This is a genomic window from Rhodopseudomonas faecalis, from assembly GCF_003217325.1.
Classification (GTDB): domain Bacteria; phylum Pseudomonadota; class Alphaproteobacteria; order Rhizobiales; family Xanthobacteraceae; genus Rhodopseudomonas; species Rhodopseudomonas faecalis.
In genome coordinates, this window is the sequence record NZ_QJTI01000003.1 from 232054 (window position 1) to 254223 (window position 22170).

At 66.2% G+C, this 22170-nt stretch carries 17 protein-coding genes; 9 read left to right on the forward strand and 8 right to left on the reverse strand.

The window, feature by feature from the left end; genetic code table 11:
* Positions 1 to 103: 103 nt before the first annotated feature.
* On the reverse strand, positions 104 to 1030 hold the full coding sequence (locus tag BJ122_RS04490; protein WP_110779938.1) for a class I SAM-dependent methyltransferase: 927 nt from the start codon (positions 1028 to 1030) through the stop codon (positions 104 to 106).
* Positions 1031 to 1126: 96 nt separating this feature from the next.
* Between BJ122_RS04490 and BJ122_RS04495 the strand changes: the two genes are divergently transcribed.
* The 4 genes from BJ122_RS04495 (at position 1127) to BJ122_RS04510 (ending at position 5391) form a co-directional block, all read left to right on the forward strand.
* Positions 1127 to 2146, forward strand: coding sequence for a ligase-associated DNA damage response exonuclease (locus BJ122_RS04495; RefSeq protein WP_245407608.1), 1020 nt, complete (start codon positions 1127 to 1129; stop codon positions 2144 to 2146).
* On the forward strand, positions 2143 to 3981 hold the full coding sequence (locus tag BJ122_RS04500) for a cisplatin damage response ATP-dependent DNA ligase (protein ID WP_110779940.1): 1839 nt from the start codon (positions 2143 to 2145) through the stop codon (positions 3979 to 3981). The genes BJ122_RS04495 and BJ122_RS04500 overlap by 4 nt, the downstream gene beginning before the upstream one ends.
* A gap of 100 nt (positions 3982 to 4081) precedes the next feature.
* The gene (locus BJ122_RS04505) at positions 4082 to 4381 is read left to right on the forward strand and encodes a DUF6460 domain-containing protein (protein ID WP_103012157.1); all 300 of its coding nucleotides are present in this window, start codon (positions 4082 to 4084) and stop codon (positions 4379 to 4381) included.
* A 275-nt stretch (positions 4382 to 4656) separates the two neighbouring features.
* Positions 4657 to 5391 (forward strand): MBL fold metallo-hydrolase, encoded by a 735-nt coding sequence (locus BJ122_RS04510; RefSeq protein WP_103012170.1) that lies wholly within the window; start codon positions 4657 to 4659, stop codon positions 5389 to 5391.
* Between the two features lie 128 nt (positions 5392 to 5519).
* On the opposite strand, the gene BJ122_RS04515 is transcribed toward BJ122_RS04510, so the two are convergent.
* Both BJ122_RS04515 and BJ122_RS04520 read right to left on the reverse strand, forming a co-directional pair.
* Positions 5520 to 6614 (reverse strand): quinone-dependent dihydroorotate dehydrogenase, encoded by a 1095-nt coding sequence (locus BJ122_RS04515; protein WP_103012158.1) that lies wholly within the window; start codon positions 6612 to 6614, stop codon positions 5520 to 5522.
* Positions 6611 to 6955, reverse strand: a complete 345-nt coding sequence (locus BJ122_RS04520) for a DUF952 domain-containing protein (RefSeq protein WP_110779941.1) — start codon at positions 6953 to 6955, stop codon at positions 6611 to 6613. The genes BJ122_RS04515 and BJ122_RS04520 overlap by 4 nt, the downstream gene beginning before the upstream one ends.
* Before the next feature lie 354 nt (positions 6956 to 7309).
* Between BJ122_RS04520 and BJ122_RS04525 the strand changes: the two genes are divergently transcribed.
* Both BJ122_RS04525 and BJ122_RS04530 read left to right on the forward strand, forming a co-directional pair.
* Complete coding sequence (locus BJ122_RS04525) at positions 7310 to 7936, forward strand: S24 family peptidase (protein ID WP_027278576.1); 627 nt, start codon at positions 7310 to 7312, stop codon at positions 7934 to 7936.
* Positions 7937 to 8025: 89 nt separating this feature from the next.
* Complete coding sequence (locus BJ122_RS04530; RefSeq protein WP_110779942.1) at positions 8026 to 8784, forward strand: carbonic anhydrase; 759 nt, start codon at positions 8026 to 8028, stop codon at positions 8782 to 8784.
* Between the two features lie 143 nt (positions 8785 to 8927).
* On the opposite strand, the gene BJ122_RS04535 is transcribed toward BJ122_RS04530, so the two are convergent.
* The 3 genes from BJ122_RS04535 to BJ122_RS04545 form a co-directional block, all read right to left on the reverse strand.
* Positions 8928 to 9719, reverse strand: a complete 792-nt coding sequence (locus tag BJ122_RS04535) for a TIGR02186 family protein (protein ID WP_110779943.1) — start codon at positions 9717 to 9719, stop codon at positions 8928 to 8930.
* A complete protein-coding gene (locus BJ122_RS04540) occupies positions 9716 to 10642 on the reverse strand; it encodes a sulfite exporter TauE/SafE family protein (RefSeq protein WP_110779944.1) in 927 nt (308 codons plus the stop codon). The genes BJ122_RS04535 and BJ122_RS04540 overlap by 4 nt, the downstream gene beginning before the upstream one ends.
* A 158-nt stretch (positions 10643 to 10800) precedes the next feature.
* The gene (locus BJ122_RS04545; protein WP_110779945.1) at positions 10801 to 14010 is read right to left on the reverse strand and encodes an SEL1-like repeat protein; all 3210 of its coding nucleotides are present in this window, start codon (positions 14008 to 14010) and stop codon (positions 10801 to 10803) included.
* Positions 14011 to 14326: 316 nt separating this feature from the next.
* On the opposite strand from BJ122_RS04545, the gene BJ122_RS04550 reads away from it, so the two are divergent.
* The 3 genes from BJ122_RS04550 (at position 14327) to BJ122_RS04560 (ending at position 19875) form a co-directional block, all read left to right on the forward strand.
* The gene (locus BJ122_RS04550; RefSeq protein ID WP_110779946.1) at positions 14327 to 16117 is read left to right on the forward strand and encodes an acyl-CoA dehydrogenase C-terminal domain-containing protein; all 1791 of its coding nucleotides are present in this window, start codon (positions 14327 to 14329) and stop codon (positions 16115 to 16117) included.
* A gap of 160 nt (positions 16118 to 16277) precedes the next feature.
* On the forward strand, positions 16278 to 17486 hold the full coding sequence (locus BJ122_RS04555) for an acetyl-CoA C-acetyltransferase (RefSeq protein WP_110779947.1): 1209 nt from the start codon (positions 16278 to 16280) through the stop codon (positions 17484 to 17486).
* 172 nt (positions 17487 to 17658) lie between these two features.
* A complete protein-coding gene (locus BJ122_RS04560; RefSeq protein WP_110779948.1) occupies positions 17659 to 19875 on the forward strand; it encodes a 3-hydroxyacyl-CoA dehydrogenase NAD-binding domain-containing protein in 2217 nt (738 codons plus the stop codon).
* Between the two features lie 536 nt (positions 19876 to 20411).
* Here BJ122_RS04560 and gstA read toward each other — a convergent pair.
* Positions 20412 to 21026, reverse strand: a complete 615-nt coding sequence (gstA, locus tag BJ122_RS04565; protein WP_110779949.1) for a glutathione transferase GstA — start codon at positions 21024 to 21026, stop codon at positions 20412 to 20414.
* Between the two features lie 194 nt (positions 21027 to 21220).
* Positions 21221 to 22129, reverse strand: coding sequence for a hydrogen peroxide-inducible genes activator (locus BJ122_RS04570; RefSeq protein ID WP_110779950.1), 909 nt, complete (start codon positions 22127 to 22129; stop codon positions 21221 to 21223).
* Positions 22130 to 22170: the final 41 nt, after the last annotated feature.

Below are 22170 nucleotides of genomic sequence, written 5' to 3' on the forward strand. Positions count from 1 at the left end.
TTCCGAACGGCAAAACCCCGGCCTTGCGGCCGGGGTTTTTGTTTGTGCGGAGGCATTGAGAGCTGGGGCGGCATCGGTCCCGATCAGCTCAGGGATTTTCTGCTCACGGCTTTTGCGCCACCACCACCAGGCCCGGCACTGGCTGGCCGCCCTCGTTGCGCGCTGAGGCGTGGTCGAGCACCAGCTCGCGCAGTCCGCTGTGTTGCAAGCAGGCGCGCACATAATCAGCGCCATGGGCGTAGCGCAGCCCCTGGCCGAGCACCACGCCGTCGCCGGCATGGGTCTCGACCGTGAACGCCAGCAGCCCGCCAGCGGTCAGCACCCGCGCCGCCTCCAGGATCGGCGGCAGCAGATCGTGCAGATAGATCGCGACGTCGGCGGCGATCGCGAGATCAAACTGTTCGGGCGCCTGCTGCCGCAAGCCCGCCACGACATCCGCGACCAGCACCTCGCGATAGACCCCGGTGGCGCGCGCCAGTTCGGCCATGCGCGGCGACAGATCGATGCCGATCATGTCGTCGGCCTGGGCTGCGAAGGCGCGGCCGGCGAGCCCGGTGCCGCAGCCCAGATCGATCACCCGCCGGAACAGCGCCGGCTTGCCGGCCGCGACGCGCGCCGCCAGCACCGCCTTGAACAGCAGCGCCGGCCCGCGATAGCCGAGATTGCCGAGCAGCGAGGCTTCAAACCGCGGCGCATATTGATCATAGAGCGTGCGCAGATAGCCGACCGGCATCGGCGCCGGCGCAGCGCTGCGCAGCCGGATCAGCCGCAGGCTGGCGCCATGGCAATCGGCCGGATCGCTGTCGGCCGCGCTCTGGAACGCCGCGACCGCGCCATCCTGGTCGCCGCGCTGCTCGCGCAGCTCGCCGAGCGCGAACCAGGCGCTGGTGAAGGATGGCACCAGCTCGACCGCCTGCAGCAATAATTCCTCGGCGGCGTCATGATCGCCGCGCAGCCGCAGGTCGCGCGCAAAGTCGAATCGCCGATCGGCGATCGTGTCCCCGGAAGACATGAACACGCGGGTCGACATCGCGGACTGATCCGTTGGCGGTTTGGCTGGATAAAGACTCCTGGAGGCGCGGCGGCGGCCTATATAGCGAAGATGGCTCGCCCGCAAGATATCCTGATGCCGACCCAAGCCGGTCTGTGCTGCCCGCTTGGCGGTTTCCATATCGACCCGGTGCGGCCGGTCGAGCGCGCGGTGATCACCCACGCCCATTCCGATCACGCCAGGTCCGGCCACGGCGCGGTGCTGGCCACCGCCGAAACGCTCGATCTGATGCGGCTGCGCTATGGCCCCAATTTCGCCGGCCAGACCCAGGCGCTGCGCTATGGCGAGACGCTGCGGCTTGGCGAGGTCAGCGTCAGCCTGCACCCGGCCGGTCATGTGCTGGGCTCGGCGCAGGTTGCAGTTAGCTATGGCGGGCTGCGGATCGTGGCGTCCGGCGACTACAAGGATGCGCTTGATCCGACCTGCACGCCATTCGAGCCGATCCGCTGCGACGTGTTCATCACCGAAGCGACGTTCGGGCTGCCGGTGTTTCGCCATGGCGATGCCGCCGCCGAGGTCGCCAAATTGCTGGCCTCGGTGAGGCTGTTTCCGGAGCGCGCCCATCTGGTTGGCGCCTATGCGCTCGGCAAGGCGCAGCGGGTGATCGCGCTGCTGCGCGCCGCCGGCTATGACGCGCCGATCTATCTGCACGGCGCGATCGAGCCGCTGACCCGCTACTATCAATCGCGCGGCATTGCGCTCGGCGAATTGCGCGCCGTGAAAGACGCCAGCAAGGCCGAACTCGCCGGCCAGATCACGCTGGCGCCGCCATCGGCAACCAGCGATCTGTGGACCCGGCGCTTCCCCGATCCGCTGACCGCGTTTGCCTCGGGCTGGATGCGGGTGCGCGCCAGAGCGCGGCAGCGCGGCGTCGAACTGCCGCTGGTGATTTCCGACCATGCCGATTGGGACGGCCTGACCGCCACTATCAAGGCCAGCGGCGCCGGCGAGATCTGGGTGACGCACGGCCAGGAAGACGCGCTGGTGCATTGGTGCACGACCCAGGGCCTTGCGGCGCAGCCGCTCGAACTGGTCGGCTATGGCGAGGAAGATGACGACGCCGCGGCGCCGGCCAGCGAGGCCGCGACGCCATGAACCGCTTCGCCCATCTGCTCGATCGGCTTGGCTATGAGCCCGGCCGCAACGCCAAGCTGCGGCTGATCACCGATTACTTGCGCAGCACCGCCGATCCCGAACGCGGCTACGCGCTGGCGGCGCTGACCGGCGCGCTGTCGTTCAAGCACGCCAAGCCGGCGCTGATCCGCGATCTGATCGCGCAGCGCGCCGACCCGGTGCTGTTCGCGCTGTCTTACGACTATGTCGGGGACCTGTCCGAGACCGTGGCGCTGATGTGGTCGAGGGAGGCGGCTATCTCCCCTCCCCCTTGCGGGGAGGGGTCGGGGGTGCGGGACCGCAACGGAAGCTCTACCTCGGGGCACCCCCACCCCAGCCCTCCCCGCAAGGGGGAGGGAGCGCGCCGTGCCTGGGGCGATGGCCATGACGACCAAGCGAGAGAAGCAGCGGGTGTGGTCGCAGAAGATCGCGCGGCCAAGCTCCGCAACGATCACACGCCGTCGCTGACCGAGGTGGTCACCACGCTGGCGACGCTCGGCAAAGCCGAGCTGCCGGCGCAGCTGATGCGCTGGCTCGATGAACTCGACGAGACCGGACGCTGGGCGCTCTTGAAGCTGGTGACCGGCGCGCTGCGGATCGGCATTTCCGCGCGGCTCGCCAAAACCGCGGCGGCCGCGCTCGGCGACCAGGACCCGCATGACATCGAACTGGTCTGGCCCGGGCTCACCCCGCCCTATCTCGAACTCTTCGCCTGGCTGGAAGGGCGCGGCGACAAGCCTGACAACAGCGATCCGGCGCCGTTCCGCCCGGTGATGCTGGCCCATGCCATTGAGGACGCCGATTTCGCCGCGCTCGACGCTCGCGATTACATCGCCGAATGGAAATGGGACGGCATCCGCGTGCAGGCGGTCAGCGGCCAGGACCCAGATGGCGCGATGGTGGCGCGGCTTTATTCGCGCAGCGGCGAAGATATCTCCAAGAGCTTTCCCGATTTGCTGCCCGCGCTGCGCAGGCCCGGCGCGATCGACGGCGAACTCCTGATCGTGCGCGACGGCCGCGTGCAACCCTTCAACGTGTTGCAGCAACGGCTGAACCGCAAATCGGTGACGCCCAAATTGATCCAGGAGTTTCCGATCCATTTGCGCGCCTATGATCTGCTCGCCGATGGCGATCAGGATCTGCGCACGCTGCCCTTTGCGGCGCGGCGCGCGCGGCTGGAAAGCTTTGTCGCGGCGCTCGATGATCCACAAATCGATCTGTCGGCCACCATCGATTTTGCCGATTGGCCAGCATTGACCGCGGCGCGGCACGATCCCGCCAGCGCCGGCGCCGGCCTTGATGCCGATGCCGTGGAAGGCGTGATGCTGAAACGCCGCGACGCGCTTTATCTGCCCGGCCGCCCCAAGGGCCAATGGTGGAAGTGGAAGCACGATCCTCATGTGATCGACGCGGTGCTGATGTATGCGCAGCGCGGCCACGGCAAGCGTTCGTCTTACTACTCCGACTACACATTCGGTCTGTGGACTTTGGTGGACGGCGCGGAGGTGCTGGTGCCGGTCGGCAAAGCCTATTTCGGCTTCACCGATGAGGAACTGCTGCAAATCGATCGCTTCGTCCGGCGCAACACCACCGAACGGTTCGGCCCGGTGCGCCATGTGGTGCATGAACCCGAGCACGGCCTGGTGCTGGAAGTGGCGTTTGAGGGGCTGCAGCGATCCTCGCGCCACAAATCCGGCGTGGCGATGCGCTTTCCACGCATCAGCCGACTGCGTTGGGACAAGCCGCCGCGCGATGCCGACCGGCTGGCGACGCTGGAACGGCTGCTGGACCGGCCGCGGCTCGTGCGTGATCGCTGATCGCCGCGGCGTGCGGCCGCCATTGACGGCGGCGCGCTGGTTCCCCATCTGCAGCGCACTTGCTATGATGGCCGTGTGACTGCGCGCGTCAGGAGGACCCATGCCCAACGATCCACGCGATCTGCCCGCCACCGATGACAGCCTGACGCGCTTTCTCGGCGGCTCGCCCGCGGCGGTGGCCGTCCGCCTGATGTTGATGTCGCTGCTGGTCGGCGTGGTGCTGGCGGCGATCGGCTTCGATCCCTGGAATATCGTGGCCAGCGTGCAGGCGTTGTTCATCCGGGTGTGGGAACTGGGCTTCGACGCCATCAACGGGCTGTGGCGCTACTTCCTGCTCGGCGCCGTGGTGGTGATCCCGATCTGGCTGCTGTCGCGGCTGTTCGGCGCGCCGCGCCGCTGACGCAAGCCCGGCGCTGCCCGGCATCGACACCTCGGCGCGGCAACAACCGGCGCGTGCCGACACCGGCACGATGATCGCGCGCCGCGCTGGCGCCGGCATGATCCGCCGATCGGCGGCGATGCATCCTGGCAACGCCGCTATGCAGCTTTGGCCCGTTCACTATGTCGCAGCCCGCCGGCTGCAGGGCTGGCGCTATCCAGCTATGGTACGGCTGTCGTTTCCATCACACCCGGCGTAACAATGGTCCGGGAAGGCACAGCGTATCGGATCACATGATGCAATTGCGATTTGTCGGCTGCGGTGACGCATTCGGCTCTGGCGGCCGTCTCAACACCTGCTTTCACGTCAGCGGCCAGCAGGCCAATCTGCTGATCGATTGCGGTGCCACCTCGCTGCCGGCGCTGCAGCGCTACGGCATTTCACGCAACGACATCGACCTGATCCTGATCACGCATTTCCACGCCGACCATTTTGGCGGCGTGCCGTTCCTGCTGCTGGAAGCGCAATGCAGCCGGCGCAAGCGGCCGCTGGTGATCGCCGGCCCGCATGGCATCGACCTGCGGCTGACCCGGCTGATGGAAGCGATGTTCGAGAATTCCACGCTCAACAAGCAGCATTTCGAGCTGTCGGTGATCGGGCTCGATCCCGGCGTGCCGCATGTGTTCGGCGAGGTGACGGTGACGCCCTATCCGGTGGTGCATGGCGATTCCGGCGGGCCGTTCTATGCCTACCGGGTCGAGGCCGAGGGCCGCTCGATCGCCTATAGCGGCGACACGCAATGGACCGATTCACTGATCGCGGCCGGGCGCGACGCCGACCTGTTCATTTCGGAAGCCTACACTTACGAGCGGGCGACCAAGAGCCATCTCAGCCTGAAGACGCTGGAAACGCATCTGCCGCAGATCAATCCGAAGCGGGTGGTGCTGACCCATATGAGCGACGAGATGCTGCACAAGCTGAATACCATCAGCCATCTGGCCGCGCAGGACGGCATGATCATCGAACTATGAGGCTTACAGCTTTCGGTTCTGATGGAATCAGAACCGAAAGCTAATTTGATGATCTGACGCGTTTTCTTGACGCGAACCGGTATCCACTTCGCTCGAAAACGCTATGCGCACGCCGCGCTGGCCGATGATCAGACCGGCCACTCTTCCGCGGTGATGGTCGGCGCGTCGGCGCCGACGATCTCCGACAGCTGCTCGCGCCCGGTGCGGCGCAGGGTCGAGGACAGATCGTTCTTGATGGCCTCGACCAGGCCGAGCCCCTTATAGACCAGCGCCGAATAGAGCTGGATCAGGCTGGCGCCGGCCCGGATCTTGGTCAGCGCCGCGCCGCCGCTATCGATGCCGCCCACCCCGATCAGCGGAAACGCCCCTTCGGCGCGCACAAAGGTTTCCGCCACCATGCGGGTCGACAGCCGGAACAACGGCCGGCCGGACAGGCCGCCGGCTTCCTTGGCGCGCTGCTGTTCGCGTAGGCTGGCCGGCCGCGACAGCGTGGTGTTGGCGACGATCATGCCATCGACCCGGCGCGACCTCGCGATATGCACCACGTCATCAAGCTCACTCAGCGTCAGATCGGGCGCGATCTTGAGCAGCACCGGGGTGTCGCCGGCGCTGGCGCGCACCCGCTCGCGGGCGTCGATCACCTTGGCGAGCAGATCATCGAGCGCCGCCGCCTGCTGCAGATTGCGCAGCCCCGGCGTGTTCGGCGACGACACGTTCACGGTGAAATAGCTCGCCACCGGCGCAAAGGCTTCGATCAGCTGCACATAATCGGCGACGCGATCGACCGAATCCTTGTTGGCCCCGACATTGACGCCGACAATGCCGCCGCGATGATTGCGCGCCGCCAGCCGGCGCAGCACCACTTCGCTGCCGTCATTGTTAAAGCCCATGCGGTTGATCACCGCCTCGTCGCGCTCCAGCCGGAACAGCCGCGGCCGCGGGTTGCCGGGTTGCGGGCGTGGCGTCACGGTGCCGATCTCGACAAAACCGAAGCCGGCGCGCAGCAGCGCGTCGGGCGCCTCGGCATTCTTGTCGAAGCCCGCGGCAATGCCGACCGGATTGGGGAAATTCAGGCCGAAGGCGCGCACCGCCAGATTGGCGTGCTCCGGCTTCGGGGTGGCCTGCGGCACCAGCCGCATGCCCTGGATCGCCAGCCGGTGGGCGTCTTCCGGATCAAGCCAGCGCAACAGCGGCAACGACAAAGCATCAAAGGCACGGATCACGGCTCAAGCTCCGGAATGAGATGCGAGCCATCCGGGCGAACCGGCAATTCCAACACAGCCCGCACGGCGCCGATGTCGAGCGCGCCATACAGATGCGGAAACAGCTCATCATTGCGCGAGGGCTCCCAGCGCAGCGCGTCGCCGAGCGCGTCGGCATCGACCGCGATCAGGAACAGGCCGCTGCGCCCGGCAAAATGCCTGCTCAGCGTGCCGCTAACCTGCGCCGCGGTGGAGAAATGGATGAAACCGTCGCGGAGATCGTCAGCGCTGCCCGCAAAGGCGCCCTGCCGCTCGGCTTCGCGCCAGGCAGAAGCGTCGCAAATCTTGTAGATGGTCCGCACGGGTCGGCGATCCTGCCTGTTAGAGACGCCGGAACGGCTACGAGCATCCGTTGCAACGCCCTTGGTCTCAATGGTTTGCACGGCGTCGACGGCGTCGGAAAGCCAATGCGAGGGGCGGCCGAACGGACTGCCGCGGGCGACGCCCAAGCCGCACACCCGCAATTGACACCCGCGCCGCTGGTCGGGACCGTCCCGGCAGGCCGCAACCGACCGTATCGGGCGCCTTGGTGCAGTTCAAGATCGCCATTCAGCGCAAGCGGTGGATTGCACAATGTTCCGAATTGAGGCAATAATTCCTAGTTTCATATCGCTGATGCGGTTCCCGGTTGGACATCGCGGAACAGGACAAGCGCCATGCTGACCCACGACCAGATCTGGACTGCGCTGGATCGTCTCGCGGCACGCGCCGGGCTGTCACCGTCCGGTCTCGCCAAGCGGTCGGGCCTCGACCCCACCACCTTCAACAAATCCAAGCGCATCACCAATGACGGCCGCGAACGCTGGCCTTCGACCGAATCGGTGGCGAAGGCGCTAGCCGCGACCAGCACCACCATCGACACCTTCGTCAGCCTGATTGGCGATGGCCAGCGCGCGGTGCAATCGGTGCCGCTGCTCGGCCTCGCGCAGGCTGGCTCCGGCGGCTTTTTCGACGATGGCGGCTTTCCGGTGGGCGAAGGCTGGGACGAGGTCGGGCTGCCGTCGATCAACGACGAGCACGCCTACGCGCTGGAGATTTCCGGCGATTCGATGCGGCCGGCCTACCGCGCCGGCGACATCATCGTGGTGTCGCCGGGCACGCCGATCCGCCGCGGTGACCGCGTGGTGGTCAAGACCCGCGAGGGCGAAGTGCTGGTCAAGGAATTGAAGCGGCGCACCTCCAAGGTGCTCGAATTGGCATCGCTCAATCCTGCCCATCCCGACCGCACCTTTGCGCCATCGGACATTGAGTGGATTGCCCGCATCGTGTGGGCCAGCCAATAGGCTGAGTCGTTGCCAACGCGGCCGGCGGCCGTCATCAGATCGCCGGTTCGCTCTGCTATTTTCAATCACCAACTTGAAGGAACCCATTGATGGAACGACGTCATGCCTTGAAGGCCCTGGCGGGTCTTGCGCTGTGTCCGCTGTGCGCACCGGCCGGCTTTGCTGCCGAGCACACGCCGCATTGGAGCTACGAGGGCGAAGGCGCCCCGCAGCATTGGGGCGAGCTCGACGCCGCCAACAAGGTGTGCGCGATCGGCAGCCAGCAATCGCCGATCGACATCAACGGCGCCATCAGCGCCGACCTCGCCGCCATCGACCTGAAATGGGCCGACCGCGCCGCGACCATCGTCAACAATGGCCACACCATTCAGCTGAATTTCGCCGAAGGCAGCACGCTGACCCGCGGCGACACCACCTACAAGCTGCTGCAGGTGCATTTCCACCGCCCGAGCGAACACCTGATCAATGGCAAGCCGTTCCCGATGGAAGCGCATTTCGTGCACCGCGCCGATAGCGGCGCGCTGGCCGTGCTTGGCGTGCTGATCGCCGGCGGCGGCAGCAACGAGGCATTTTCAAAGATCGTCGCCACCATGCCGGCCGAACACGGACCGGCGGTGCCGGCCGATTCCAGCATCAATCCGAAGGCGCTGCTGCCGGCCAAGCTCGGCTATTATCGCTACCAGGGTTCGCTGACCACGCCGCCCTGCACCGAGATCGTCGATTGGTTGCTGCTGACCGACTACATCACGGTGTCGACCGAGGACATTCTGGCCTTCGCCAAGCTGTATCCGATGAATGCCCGGCCGGTGCAAGGCGACAACCGCCGCTTCGTGCTGCGCTCGAGCTGATCGGGCGCACCTTGTCTTCGCGTCATGGCCGGGCTCGTCCAGGCTCGTCCCGGCCATCTACGTCTTGGATCACGCACGGCGTTGAAGACGTGGTATCCGCGACACGCGCGGGCATGACGGGTCACAATTGAGCGGCGCATCCCTCAGTCCTTGCGGAACACCACCGAGGCGATCCAGCCGGTCATCAGCGCCATCAGCGCGGTGACCAGGCCGTAAGCGAGGCCATTGTTGCGCGCGGCGCTGGCAACGAACTGCTCAAAGCCGACCTTGACGATTTCGAAGCCGGTGGTGGTCTTGGTCAGCAGCGCGCCATCGGCAAAACACTGGATCTCGACCTCATAGGCGCCGATCGGCACCTCGGCCGGCAGCGGAATCCCGGTGCGGAACAAGGTCGGCGTCAGGAACGTCACCGCCGCGGCGTCCTGCCGGTACAGGCCCTGGCCCTCGCGCAGCCGCACAAAGGCCGAGCGGAACGCATCATCCGGCACCACGTCGCCATAGTCAGCGCCGACCCGCTGGGTCAGCAGGATGTTGTTCATGCCAAGCTGCTGACGGCGCTGGGTGTCGGCCGAGGCGATCGCTTCCAGCGGCCGATTGGCGAATACCGCGAGATAGGCCGGGACATTGATGAACTGCCGCGAGTCGGTGTTGACCCAGATGCCGAGCTTGCGCTCCTTGCGCCGCGTCACCATGTCGGCGCGCGGCCCGCGCACCGTGACCACGAGGTCATAGCCCGGCCGCACGGCCGCGCCGGCTTCCCGCTCGATCGAGCCGAACAGCACCAGCTCGCCGCCGGAATAATTGGTGGTCACGGTGATGCGGTTGTTGGAGATCGACACGATCAGCTGCTCGGCGCGCGCCGCACCGGCCAGCACCGCCACCAGCAGCAGCGCCGATAGCGAGCTCAGCAGGCGCAGGGCGACTTGGCGTGTCATCCGCTCACTCCGGTTTCGCGGACGGTGAACAGCTCGGCCGGACGGATGCCGAGTTCAATACCAAAGCGCACGCCGACCGCCAGGATCAACAGGCCAAGCAACAGCCGCAGCTGCTCGCTGCGGATGCGCTGCCCGGCCCTGGCGCCGAACTGCGCGCCGGTGACGCCGCCGATCATCAGAATCAAGGCCAGCACCGCATCGACCAGATGGTTGGTGACGGCGTGCAGCACGGTGGCGATCAGCATGGTGAACAGCGTCAACACCATCGAGGTGCCGATCACCGTCGAGGTCGGCACCCGCAGCAGATAGATCAGGATCGGCACCAGGATGAAACCGCCGCCGACCCCCATCACCGCGCCGATGAACCCGATCAAGAGCCCGATCGCCACCACCGGGATCACCGACAGATAGATCTTGGAGCGCTTGAACCGGATCTTGAACGGCATCGCGTGGAGCCAGTTGCGGCTGCCGGTGCGTTTCACCATCGGCGGCTGGCCGCGATTGGCGCGCATGATGGCGCGCATCCCTTCCCACACCATCAGGCCGCCGACCGTGGTCAGCAGCGCCACATAGGACAGCGCGATCATCAGATCGAGCTGACCGATCGAACGCATCAGCGTGAAAAACCACACCCCGAGCAAGGTGCCGAGCACGCCGCCGCATAACAGCACCAGCGCTAAGAGCGGATCGAGCGCTCTGCGCCGCCAGTAGGACAACGCACCGGAAAACGACGAGGCCGCCATGTGGCTGGTGACCGTGGCCACCGCAACGGCCGGGGAAATGCCGGTGAAGATCAAGAGCGGCGTCATCAGGAAACCGCCACCGATGCCGAACATGCCCGAAATGAACCCGACCGCGGCGCCCATCGTCAGGATGAGCAGCACGTTGACCGGAAGGTCCGCGATCGGGAGATAAAGCTGCACGCGCGCCGCCGCTGCTCGTGGAAGGAACTGATCGCGTCGCACGCGATAAGCCGCAGGCATAGCCGAAATCGATGCACGCGCGATTAAAGAAAACGCGACCGGCGGAGTTTTTCAACTCCGCCGGGGTGTTGGACCGATCCGTTGGTGAACAAACGCGCTTAATGCGCGGCGCGCTTGCCGATGGTCTTGGCGGTGGCGGCCGGGGCGCCATCCCAGCCGGCGGGCGGCGCCGGAACGTTGACGGCGTCGGCCGGCTGCGGCTCGGCGACAAAGGTCTGGATCGCCAGTTTGGCTGCGGCCAGCGACTGCGGATCGAGCCGCTTGGCGACGTCGTCGCGCTTGCGGCCGGAATCGACATCGCCCTGCGCGGCGGCCAGGCTGAACCATTTGTACGACTCAGCGAGGTTCTGCTCGACGCCGATGCCGCGGGCATACAGGATGCCGAGATTGAACTGGCTGTCGGCGATGCCGCGTTCGGCCGCCTTGCGGAACCAGTGCGCCGCGACCTTGTAATTGGGTCCGCGCGCGCCGCCATCGGCTTCCAGCACCGCGAGATTGTGCATCGCCTTGGCGTTGCCGCGCTCGGCGGCGATGGTGTAGTAGCGCCGCGCCGTTTCGATGTCCTTCTTCACGGCCAGGCCCTTCTCGTACAGGGTCCCGATCCGGAAGATCGCCGGCACCACCTCGGCCTGCGCCGCGCGCTGATACCATTTGGCGGCTTCGTCGTAGTTCACCGGCACGCCGCGGCCCTCGGCGAAGCGGACGCCGACCTCATAGGCCGCATTCGGGTCGCCCTTGAGCGCGGCATTGCGCAGCAGCGGCCCGCCGATCTCGTTCGGCAGCTTTTCGCCGGCCGGAATCGACACCAGCTTGACCGGGGTACGCGACGGCTCCGCGACGCTGACACGCGGCGCGGCCGAGATCGACCCGGTGATATCGGGCGCCGGCGGCGGCGCCGGTTCCGCGGGCTCGCTCGGCGCGCTGAACGACGACGACTGCCGGTCGATCGGGGTCGGCGAGGTCAGCGACGGCTGCGCGGGCGCGGCCTGCACCGCGGGCGCGGCTTCCTCGACCGACGGCGGCGGCAGTTGCGTGGTGCTTTCGGCGACCGGCGGCGTCTTGGGGCCGCTGTCGCTGTCGAGCATGGTCATCGCCATCCGGAAGGTGCCGAGCACGATCACCACCACCGAGGCGCCGACCAGCAACGAGCGGATCTTGGCGCCAAGCGTGGTGCTCTGCGCCTTGGGCGCCGGTTCGATCGGAATCTGCTTCTTGCCGGAGCCGCCCTTGTCCTGCGCGGCGGCGGCAGCGGCCTGCGCGGCGCGGCGCGCGGCCGCGATGAAGCTCGACGAGCTGGTCTGCTCGTTGCTCGGCGCGGGCTTGGGCACGGCGAGATCGCTGATCGCGCTTTCCGAGGCGGCGATCCGCTCCGACGGCGAGGTGCGCGCCGACGGCCGGGTGCCGGGCTCGAGCGGGAAATCGGGCGCCAAATCGGACTTGCCGGCCGAGGGCCGCGCGGCAACCGGTTCTTCGGACGAGCTGGCCGCGGGCTGCGGCTCCAGGATTTCCTTGATGGTACGCGCGGGCTGCGGCTCGGGCTCGGTGGCCGGCTGCGCCGGGAACTTGCGCGGCGCGGCGTCGAACACCGCGCGCGCCGGCTCCTCCGGCCGCGGCGTGATCGCCTGCGGCGGCGCGGGCACGGCGCTCGGCGCTTCGCTGCGCGGCGCGATCGGGGCCGACGGCGGCTCAGCGGCCGGCGCGGGACGCATGGTGCGCAGATCGCCTTCGATGGTGGCGAGCCGATCGACCACATGGCCGAGCGTGCTGTGCACCGCTTCCAGCGAATCCTGGGTGTGGCGGTCGAGTTCAGACTGGCTCAGGCGCAGATCGGAGATGTCGCGCTTGATCGCCTCGACCGCGCCGCCATCGGCGCCGGCGGTCGGCGGCGTGGCGATCGCGGCAAAACTGTCCTGCTGCCGTTCGAGATGGCGCAGGATGTCCTGCAGCCCCTCTTCGATCCGGCTCATACCCGCGCCGCCATTGGCGCCGCGGCTCTCCGAGGCGGCCTCCAGCCGCTCCAGCAGATAGCTGACGCGCTGCTCGAGATGGGCGAAGGTCGACGCGCCGTCATTGCCGACCGGCAGATTGTCGAGCCGCTCCGACAGCGCCTGCATCGCGCCTTCGAGCTGCGCGGACGGTTCGGACGCAGCCGGCCGCTCGCGGCTTTCCAACGACAGCGTCAGCGCGGCGATGCGCTGTTCCAGCGCGGCGAACGACACGCTGTGATCGGTGCTGGCGATCTGATCGATCTTGGACGACAGCGCCCGCACGTCCTCGCTGAGCCGGCCCAGCGCTTCGTTGGAGGCGACATTGGCGACGATGGCGCGCAGTGCCGCGATCGCGGTTTCGAGCTGCTGCAACGTGCCCGGATCGTCGCTGCTGCGCACGATCATGTCGATCTTGCCGCCGAGACTGCGGATCGCATCGTCGAAACCGGCGAGCTGTTCCGCGGGCGTCAGCGTGCGCAGCACTTCGCGGATTTCGGTCAGCGCGCGTTCCACGCTGGCGAGCGCCTGAGCGTCGATGCCGTTCTGCCGGCTGTCATCGATGCGCTGCGCCAGCGAGCGCACTTCGCTCTCGAGCTTGTCGATGGCGTGGCGCGGCATCGCCTCGGTGATCGCCTGCCGGATTTCGGCCAGCTCGGTGCGGAACCCGGCGATCGACTGCTCGACATGGTCCGGGCGCTGCAGCGCGTCGATCTGGTCGGTGATGCGGCGCAGCTGCTGTTCGAGATTGGCCAGGCCGGCCTGCGGCACTTCCGCCATCGGCTGCGACGGCGGCTCGGGCGGCGCGACGCGCGGCGCGGCCGGCATCAGGCGCTGGGCATCGAGTTCGCTTTGCCGGGCGGCAACCTCGGCAATGGCGAAATCGAGCGAGCCGGGGCTGATCGAGGGCGCGTTGTAGAGCTGCGCGGCGGCGCGTTCGACCCGCTCGATCGAGGGCTGCGGCGCCACCGGCGCGCGCGCCGGTTCGTTGATCTTGGACAGACGGGCGTCGAGCCGCGAGATCGCGTCATTGAGCTGGCGCGCCACGGGCGGTTCGCTGCTGCGGGTCGCCGGACGCGACATCAGCTCGATTTGCCGGGCGATTTCGTCAAGACGCTGATGGATATCGGCAACTTCGCGGGCGTCATTCTCCGGCAGCGGCGGCGGTGCCGCCGGTCGCGGACGGGCAAAAGGCGGGGCGTCACCGACCTGGGCGCTGATCCACTCGCCAAGCGTCATCCCGGCACGCCGCGCAGCCGCTTCGGCGCGTTCACGCACGGACGGTTCGATCCCCTCGACGCTCCACGATACGCGCGAATTCATGTGCTTAGTCCGGTTCCGGCTGACGCTTACGCCTGCAGCCGCTCCGCGCGTCCCAAAGAATAGACAACCGAATTCGCCGCGGGGCGTCTGCCTCTGAATTCGACTTTTTCGTGTTAGAGTAAATAACGGGTTAAGGACTGCCCCGATCAGGGACGAAAGTTCGGAAGCGGGAAATTATTACCGTCGCACTGGGCAGCCCGACGGTAAGATCAATACTGGCGAGCTTTTACCGCATAGCAGCCCCGCAATTTTGATTGCTGCGCCGCAGAAATTTTCCTAAAGGGGTCCAACCAAAGGCCCCACCCGAGAGGACCAAATGCCAAGCTACAAAGCTCCGTTGGACGACGTTAGTTTTCTGCTGAACGATGTGTTTCAGTTCGATCGCTACAACAACCTACCGGGCTTTAGCGACGCCTCTCCAGACCTCCGGGAAGCCATCCTCTCGGAAGCGGCCAAGCTCAGCGAAGAAGTGCTGCAGCCGCTGAACCGCGTCGGCGACAAGCAGGGCTGTACGCTGCATGCCGATGGCCGCGTCACCACCCCGGATGGTTTTAAGGAAGCCTACAAGCAGGTCACCGAAGGCGGCTGGCTCGGCCTGTCGGCCCCGGTGGAATATGGCGGCCAGGGGCTGCCGGTGACGCTGACCCAGGCGGTCGCGGAATTCCAGTCGTCCGCCAATATGGCGTTTTCGATGTATCACGGCCTGACCATGGGCGCGACCGCCGCGCTCTTGGTAAGCGGCTCCGAGGAGCAGAAGGCCAAATACGTTCCGAAGATGATTGCCGGCGAATGGACCGGCACCATGAACCTGACCGAGCCGCAATGCGGCACCGATCTTGGCCTGCTGCGCACCAAGGCCGCCAAGCAGGCCGACGGCAGCTACAAGATCACCGGCACCAAGATCTTCATCTCGGCCGGCGACCATGACCTCGCGGACAACATCATCCATCTGGTGCTGGCGCGCATCGAAGGCGCCCCGGCCGGCGTCAAGGGCATCTCGCTGTTCCTGGTGCCGAAATTCCTGGTCAATGACGATGGCTCGCTCGGCGGCCACAACGGCGTGAGCTGCGGCGCCATCGAGCACAAGATGGGCATCCACGGCAACGCGACCTGCGTTCTCAACTACGACAACGCCACTGGCTGGCTGATCGGCGAAGAGAACAAGGGCATGCAGGCCATGTTCGTGATGATGAACGAGGCCCGGCTCGGCGTCGGCGTGCAGGGCCTGGCGGCGTCCGAGGTCGCCTATCAGAACGCGGTCACCTATGCCCGTGAGCGGCTGCAGGGCCGCTCGCTGACCGGCGTCAAGGCCACCGACAAGCCGGCCGACCCGCTGATCGTGCATCCCGACATCCGCCGCACGCTGCTGTCGATCCGCGCCTTCAACGAAGCCGCCCGCGCGCTGGTGATCTGGACCGCGCTGCAAAGCGACGTCGCCCATCGCTCCGACGACGCCCAGCAGCGCCAGGCGGCCGACGACCACATGGGCCTGATGACCCCGATCGTGAAGGGCGTGCTCACCGACCTCGGCTTTGCCAATGCGGTGCAGGCCCAGCAGATTTTCGGCGGCCATGGCTACATCGCCGACAACGGCATGGAGCAGTTCGTGCGCGATGCCCGCATCGCCATGATCTATGAAGGCGCCAATGGCATTCAGGCGCTCGACCTGGTCGGCCGCAAGCTGCCGCGCAACGGCGGCCGTGCGGTGATGGCGTTCTTTGCCGAGGTCAATGGCTTCATCAAGGAGCACGGCGAAGACGCGGCGATGAAGCCCTATACCGCGCCGCTGGCGGTTTCGCTCGGCCATCTGCAGAAGGCCACCACCTGGCTGATGATGAACGCCATGGCGCAGCCGGACAATGCCGGCGCCGCGGCCACCGACTACATGCATTTGTTCGGCCTGGTGGCGCTCGGCTACATGTGGGCCAAGATGGCCAAGGTGGCGCAGGACAAGATTGCGGCTGGCGAGGCCACGCCCTATCTGACCAGCAAGCTCGTCACGGGCCGGTTCTTTGCCGAACGGATGCTGCCGGAAACCGCGCTGCGCCTCACCCGCGTCGAAAGCGGCTGCGGCACCGTGATGGAACTGCCGGCCGAAGCGTTTTGATCATAACTCCGTCATTGCGAGCGACGCGAAGCAATCCAGAACAGCGACACAGGCTGGATTGCTTCGCAGGCTTCGCTTGTTCGCATTGGCGTCAGAAAACCTGATTGTTCTACAATTCGTCCGACTCGCGTGAGCCAGGACAGATAACGGGAGAAAATGGATGCCCGAGGCCTATATTTACGATCACGTTCGCACCCCCCGCGGCCGTGGCAAGCCCGACGGCGCGCTGCACGAGGTCACCGCGCTGGCGCTCGCCACCGTGCCGCTGCAGGCGCTCAAGGAACGCAACAATCTCAAAGAAGACGTGGTCGACGACGTGATCCTCGGCGTGGTGGATCCGGTCGGCGAGGCCGGCTCCGACATCGCCCGTTTTGCCGCGATGAAGGCCGGGCTCGGCGAAGCAGTGCCGGGCGTGCAGATCAGCCGGTTCTGCGCCTCGGGGCTCGATGCGGTGAACTTCGCCGCGGGGCAGATCATCAGCGGCCAGCACGAACTGGTGATCGGCGGCGGCGCCGAATCGATGAGCCGCATCGGCATCGGCGCCTCGGGCGGCGCCTGGGCGATGGACCCGTCGATGGCGATCCCGTCCTACTTCATGCCGCAGGGCGTATCGGCCGACCTGATCGCCACCAAATACGGCTTTTCGCGCGACGACGTTGACGGCTACGCCGTGCGGAGCCAGCAGCTCGCCGCCAAGGCCTGGGACGAAGGCCGCTTCAACAAGTCGGTGGTGCCGGTCAAGGACATCAACGGCGTGACGATCCTGGCCAAGGATGAGCACATGCGTCCCTCGACCACCATGCAGTCGCTGGCGCAGCTGCAGCCGTCATTCGCGGCGATGGCGGCGATGGGCGGCTTCGATGCGGTGGCGATCCAGTCGCATCCGGAAATCGAGAAGGTCAATTTCGTGCACCATGCCGGCAACTCGTCCGGCATCGTCGATGGCGCCGGCGCCGTGCTGCTCGGCAGCAAGGAAGCCGGTGACAAGCATGGCCTGAAGCCGCGCGCCAAGATCCGCGCCTTCGCCAATGTCGGCTCCGAGCCGGCGATGATGCTGACCGGGCCCGTCGATGTCACCAACAAGCTGTTCGCGCGTTCCGGCATGACGAAGAGCGACATCGACCTGTTCGAGCTCAATGAGGCGTTCGCCGCGGTGGTGCTGCGCTACATCCAGGCGTTCGAGATCGATGACGACAAGATCAACGTCAATGGCGGCGCGATCGCGCTCGGCCACCCGCTCGGCGCCACCGGCGCGATGATCCTCGGCACCGTGCTCGACGAGCTGGAGCGGACCGGCAAGGCGACCGCCCTGGTGACGCTGTGCATCGGCGGCGGCATGGGCACCGCGACCATCATCGAGCGGGTGTGATCACTTGATAGTGCCGCGGGCCGGGCAACACGCGCCGGCCTGCTCCATGGGCGGGGCCCGCGGCGAAGCTTCCGATGTGGCCCCCACCCCCGCCCCCTCCCCGCAAGGGGGAGGGGAGAAGAACAACAACCGCCGCGCCTATCATGGCTGCTGGCATCGAAGGAGCTAACAGATGGCCTTCAAGATTTTCAAAGTCGAGACCGACGCCGACGGCATCGCGCTGGTGACCTGGGACCTGCCCGGCCGCTCGATGAACGTGCTCGACGCCGCCACTATCGAGGAACTGGGTGCGATCGTCGACCAGACCACCGCTGATGCCGCGGTCAAGGGCGTGGTGATCACCTCCGCCAAGGAGGCGTTTTGCGCCGGCGCCGACCTGTCGATGCTGGAGGGCATGAACAAGCAGTTCGCCAAGATCAAGCAGGAGCAGGGCAACGAAGCCGCGCAGAAGATGCTGCTCGAAGAGAGCCGCAAGCTGTCGCTGATCATCCGCAAGGCCGAGACCTCGGGCAAGCCGTGGGTCGCCGCCATCAATGGCCTCGCGCTCGGCGGCGGCTTTGAAGTCGCGCTCGCCTGCCACTACCGCGTCGCCTCCGACAATCCGAAGACCCGGCTCGGCCTGCCGGAAATCAAGGTCGGCCTGTTCCCGGGCGGCGGCGGCACCCAGCGCATTCCGCGCATCGTGCAGCCGCAGGACGCGCTGCAGATCCTGCTCAAGGGCGACCAGATCAAGCTCGACAAGGCCAAGGCCTGGAAGCTGGTCGACGCCGTGGTGCCGGCCGATGAGCTGATCAAGACCGCCAAGGACTGGATCAAGAACGGCGGCAAGGCGGTCGCGCCGTGGGATGAGAAGGGCTTTAAGCTCCCGGGCGGCCAGGTGTTCTCCAAGCAGGGCATGATGATGTTCCCGGCTGGCAACGCCATCTATCGCCGCGAAACCTATGACAACTACCCGGCCGCGCGCGCCATCATGAGCTGCGTCTATGAGGGCCTGCAGGTGCCGATGGACGTCGCGCTGCGCATCGAGTCGCGTTACTTCGCGCAGGTGGTGCAGACCAAGGAAGCGGCCGCGATGATCCGCAGCCTGTTCCTGTCGATGCAGGAGCTGAACAAGGGCGCCCGCCGTCCGCAGGGCGTGCCGCCGACCAAGGTCAAGAAGCTCGCCGTGATCGGCGCCGGCTTCATGGGCGCCAGCGTCGGCTACGTCTCGGCCAAGGCCGGCATCGAAGTGGTGCTGATCGACCGCGACCAGGAGAGCGCCGACAAGGGCAAGGCGCATTGCAAGAGCGTGATCGACGGCCTGATCGCCAAGGGCCGCGCCAAGCCGGCCGACGCCGAGGCGCTGCTCAGCCGCATCACCGCGACCCCGGACTATGCCGCGATTGCCGATTGCGACCTGGTGATCGAAGCGGTGTTCGAGGATCGTAAGGTCAAGGCCGAAACCTATGCCAAGGCGCAGCCTTATCTGAAGGAAGGCGCGATCTTCGCCTCCAACACCTCGACGCTGCCGATCAACTCGCTGGCCGAAGAGTTCAAGGATCAGTCGCGCTTCATCGGCATCCACTTCTTCTCGCCGGTCGAGAAGATGATGCTGGTCGAGGTCATTCTCGGCAACAACACCGGCGATGTCGCGCTCGCCACTGCGCTCGACTACACCCGCCAGATCAGCAAGACCCCGATCGTGGTCAATGACAGCCGCGGCTTCTTCGCCAACCGCTGCGTGCTGCGCTTCACCGCCGAGGGCCTGGAGATGCTGCTCGAAGGCGTGCCGCCCGCGATGATCGAGAACGCTGCCAAAATGGCCGGCATGCCGGTTGGCCCGCTGTCGCTCGCCGACGAAGTGGCGCTCGATTTGATCGTCAAGATCATGAAGGCCACCGAAGCCGACCTCGGCGAACAGGCGGTCGATCAGGCGCAGAAGAAGCTGATGATCGAGATGGTCGAAAAGCTCGGCCGCCTCGGCCGCAAGAACGGCAAGGGCTTTTACGACTATCCGGAGAAGGGCAAGGGCCAGAAGGCGCTCTGGGCCGGCATCGCCGACCTGCAGCCCAAGAAGCTCGATCCCGACACCATCGACGTGCAGGAGCTGAAGCAGCGCTTCCTGGCGGTGCAGGCGGTGGAAGCCGCGCGCACGGTCGAGGACAACGTGATTGTCGATCCGCGCGAAGCGGATGTCGGCTCGATCCTCGGGTTCGGCTTCGCGCCGTTCACCGGCGGCACGCTGAGCTACATCGACTTCATGGGCACCAAGGAGTTCGTGGCGCTGTGCCACAAGCTCGAGGGCAAGTACGGCTCGCGCTTCACGCCGCCGAAGCTCTTGGAAGACATGGCCAAGACCGGCGACACCTTCTACCACCGCTTCGCCCCCAAGAAGCAGGCGGCGGCGTAGTCACCCCGAGCACAGCGCGCTCCCTCTCCCGCTTGCGGGAGAGGGCTGGGGTGAGGGCGACGCGGGCACTGACTCAGCGTCCCGCGGAGAGGAGTGCCCTCACCCGCCGCGCTTTGCGCGTCGACCTCTCCCGCAAGCGGGAGAGGTGCGGGCCGCCGCTGCGGAGAAGCTGTCTCTTACTTCCAGCAGAAATAACAAGGGCCGGATCATCGATCCGGCCCTTGTCTTTTGTGATCAGCAATCTCCCCGCAACGTCATTCCGAGCGGAGTGAAGCAACTCCAGCTCTGTGCACCGGGCCCCTGGATTGCTTCGTCGCTACGCTCCTCGCAATGACGGGGAGACATGAGTGCTCAAAAGCAACTCTTACAGGACACGCAGCCCACCCCATCGTCATTGTGAGCGCAGCGAAGCAATCCAGCTCATTGCACGGGACCCTGGATTGCTTCGTCGCTTCGCTCCTCGCAATGACGGAGACGATGCGTCATCTGGGAGAGACGTCGCCTCAGGCGTCGCAATCGCTCCATGCCATCAGCGGTTACGCCTTGTGCAACAGACCTTCCTGCTCCATGGCCTGCTGCACCGCGGGCCGAGCGGCGACGCGGGCTTTGAACGCCACCAGATTCGCAAAGCCGGACAGATCGATCTTGAGGCGCTCGCACCAGGTGAGAATCACGAACAGATAGCCGTCGGCGACCGAGAACGATGATCCCAACAGATAGTCCTTGCCGGCGATCTGGCGATCGACCTGGCCAAGATGCTTGGCGATCCGCTCGCGGAAGAAGTTTTTGGCGTCGTCGCCGAGCGTCGGCGCAAACAGCGGACCAAAACTCTTATGCAAGTCGGTCGAGATGTAGTTCAGCCATTCCTGCAGCCGGTAGCGCTCCATGGTGCCGTTGGCCGGCGCGAGCTGACCGGCTTTGGCCTTGTCGGCGATCAATTGCACGATCGCCGGACCTTCGGTGAGCACAGACCCGTCATCGAGCTTGAGCGCCGGCACCGAGCCCTTGGGATTGACGGCGGTGTAATCGCTGCCGTCAGCCAGCTTTTTGGCGCGAATATCGACCTTTTCCAGCTCGAACGGCAGCCCCGCCTCGCACAGCGCGATGTGCGGCGACAGCGAACAGGCGCCGGGCGAATAATACAGCTTCATGGTTTCTCCTCCTTGAGGATGATGACTGCGGCGATCAAATGCAGCTGCATGAACAAGTCAAGGTTGCAGGCGCTCATTCGCTTCTGAAGGAATCCGAACCCGCGCCGTAACTTCATGATCTGATGCGTGCTCTTGACGCAAGCCGGCCCCCTCGCGCGACAACGCGACAGGCGGCCCGCGCTGCGGCGCAGCCTTCAGTGCGGTGGGTGGAGCAGATCGCGGGTGCGCTGAAAGATGCGGCCGAGCTGCCGAAACAGATCAGCCCGGGCGCTGGTGGAGCGCCACGCCAGCACCACTTTGCGCGGGCAGGCGTCGGGCAGCGGCGCGATCGCCACCTCCTGGCCGCCGAGCACACCGGCATCAAGCGCCAGATCCGGCAGCAAGGTGATGCCCAGCCCCTCGCTGACCATCGAGATCAGCGTCGGCAGCGAGGTCGCGGAAAAGCTCTCGTCCTGCTCGATGTCGCGATCGGGAAAGGCGCTGAGCGCGTGGCGCTGCAAGCAGTGTCCTCGCTCCAGCAGCATCAGCCGCGCCCCCTCGAGCTGCGCGCCGCGGACCGGCTCGGGCCCAAAACTGCCCGGCGGCGCCGCGAGGTGATAGCCATCCTCGAAGAGTTCGATCGTTTCCAGCCCGTCGGCCTCGAACGGCAACGCGAACAGGATCAGGTCGAGACGGCCCTGATGCAGGCCCGCCAGCAGCGGTTCGGTCATCTCCTCGCGCAGCAGCAGTCTCAGCCGCGGAAAGACACGGCGAATCTCGGGCAAGGCCCGCGGGATCAGATAGGGACCGATGGTCGGAATTGCGCCGAGCCGGAGATCGCCGGCATCGGGCGCCCCGGCAGCGGCGGCCAGCGCCTCAATCTCACGGGCCCCAAGGAGCAGCGCCCGGGCGCGCTCGGCAATCACCGCACCGGTCGGCGTCAGCAGCACCGAACGCTTGGTCCGCTCTGCCAGCACCACGCCGAGACGATCCTCCAGCTCCTTCAGCCCCGCACTGAGCGTCGGCTGGGTCACGAAACAAGCATCAGCCGCTCGCGAAAAGTTGAGCGTATCCGCCAGCGCGACCAGGAAGCCAAGCTGTCGCAAAGTGATGTTACTATTCATATTGACTAAGTCTATCACAGATAGCTGAACAATCAATTTCA

What these genes read in the sequence shown, in the direction of transcription:
- BJ122_RS04505 (WP_103012157.1), top strand. Translation starts at nt 4,082, where the DNA reads ATGCCCAACGATCCACGCGATCTGCCCGCCACCGATGACAGCCTGACG.
- BJ122_RS04545 (WP_110779945.1), bottom strand. Translation starts at nt 14,010, where the DNA reads ATGAATTCGCGCGTATCGTGGAGCGTCGAGGGGATCGAACCGTCCGTG.
- BJ122_RS04525 (WP_027278576.1), top strand. Translation starts at nt 7,310, where the DNA reads ATGCTGACCCACGACCAGATCTGGACTGCGCTGGATCGTCTCGCGGCA.
- BJ122_RS04530 (WP_110779942.1), top strand. Translation starts at nt 8,026, where the DNA reads ATGGAACGACGTCATGCCTTGAAGGCCCTGGCGGGTCTTGCGCTGTGT.
- BJ122_RS04555 (WP_110779947.1), top strand. Translation starts at nt 16,278, where the DNA reads ATGCCCGAGGCCTATATTTACGATCACGTTCGCACCCCCCGCGGCCGT.
- BJ122_RS04570 (WP_110779950.1), bottom strand. Translation starts at nt 22,129, where the DNA reads ATGAATAGTAACATCACTTTGCGACAGCTTGGCTTCCTGGTCGCGCTG.
- BJ122_RS04495 (WP_245407608.1), top strand. Translation starts at nt 1,127, where the DNA reads ATGCCGACCCAAGCCGGTCTGTGCTGCCCGCTTGGCGGTTTCCATATC.
- BJ122_RS04510 (WP_103012170.1), top strand. Translation starts at nt 4,657, where the DNA reads ATGCAATTGCGATTTGTCGGCTGCGGTGACGCATTCGGCTCTGGCGGC.
- BJ122_RS04535 (WP_110779943.1), bottom strand. Translation starts at nt 9,719, where the DNA reads ATGACACGCCAAGTCGCCCTGCGCCTGCTGAGCTCGCTATCGGCGCTG.
- BJ122_RS04560 (WP_110779948.1), top strand. Translation starts at nt 17,659, where the DNA reads ATGGCCTTCAAGATTTTCAAAGTCGAGACCGACGCCGACGGCATCGCG.
- BJ122_RS04500 (WP_110779940.1), top strand. Translation starts at nt 2,143, where the DNA reads ATGAACCGCTTCGCCCATCTGCTCGATCGGCTTGGCTATGAGCCCGGC.
- BJ122_RS04490 (WP_110779938.1), bottom strand. Translation starts at nt 1,030, where the DNA reads ATGTCGACCCGCGTGTTCATGTCTTCCGGGGACACGATCGCCGATCGG.
- gstA (WP_110779949.1), bottom strand. Translation starts at nt 21,026, where the DNA reads ATGAAGCTGTATTATTCGCCCGGCGCCTGTTCGCTGTCGCCGCACATC.
- BJ122_RS04550 (WP_110779946.1), top strand. Translation starts at nt 14,327, where the DNA reads ATGCCAAGCTACAAAGCTCCGTTGGACGACGTTAGTTTTCTGCTGAAC.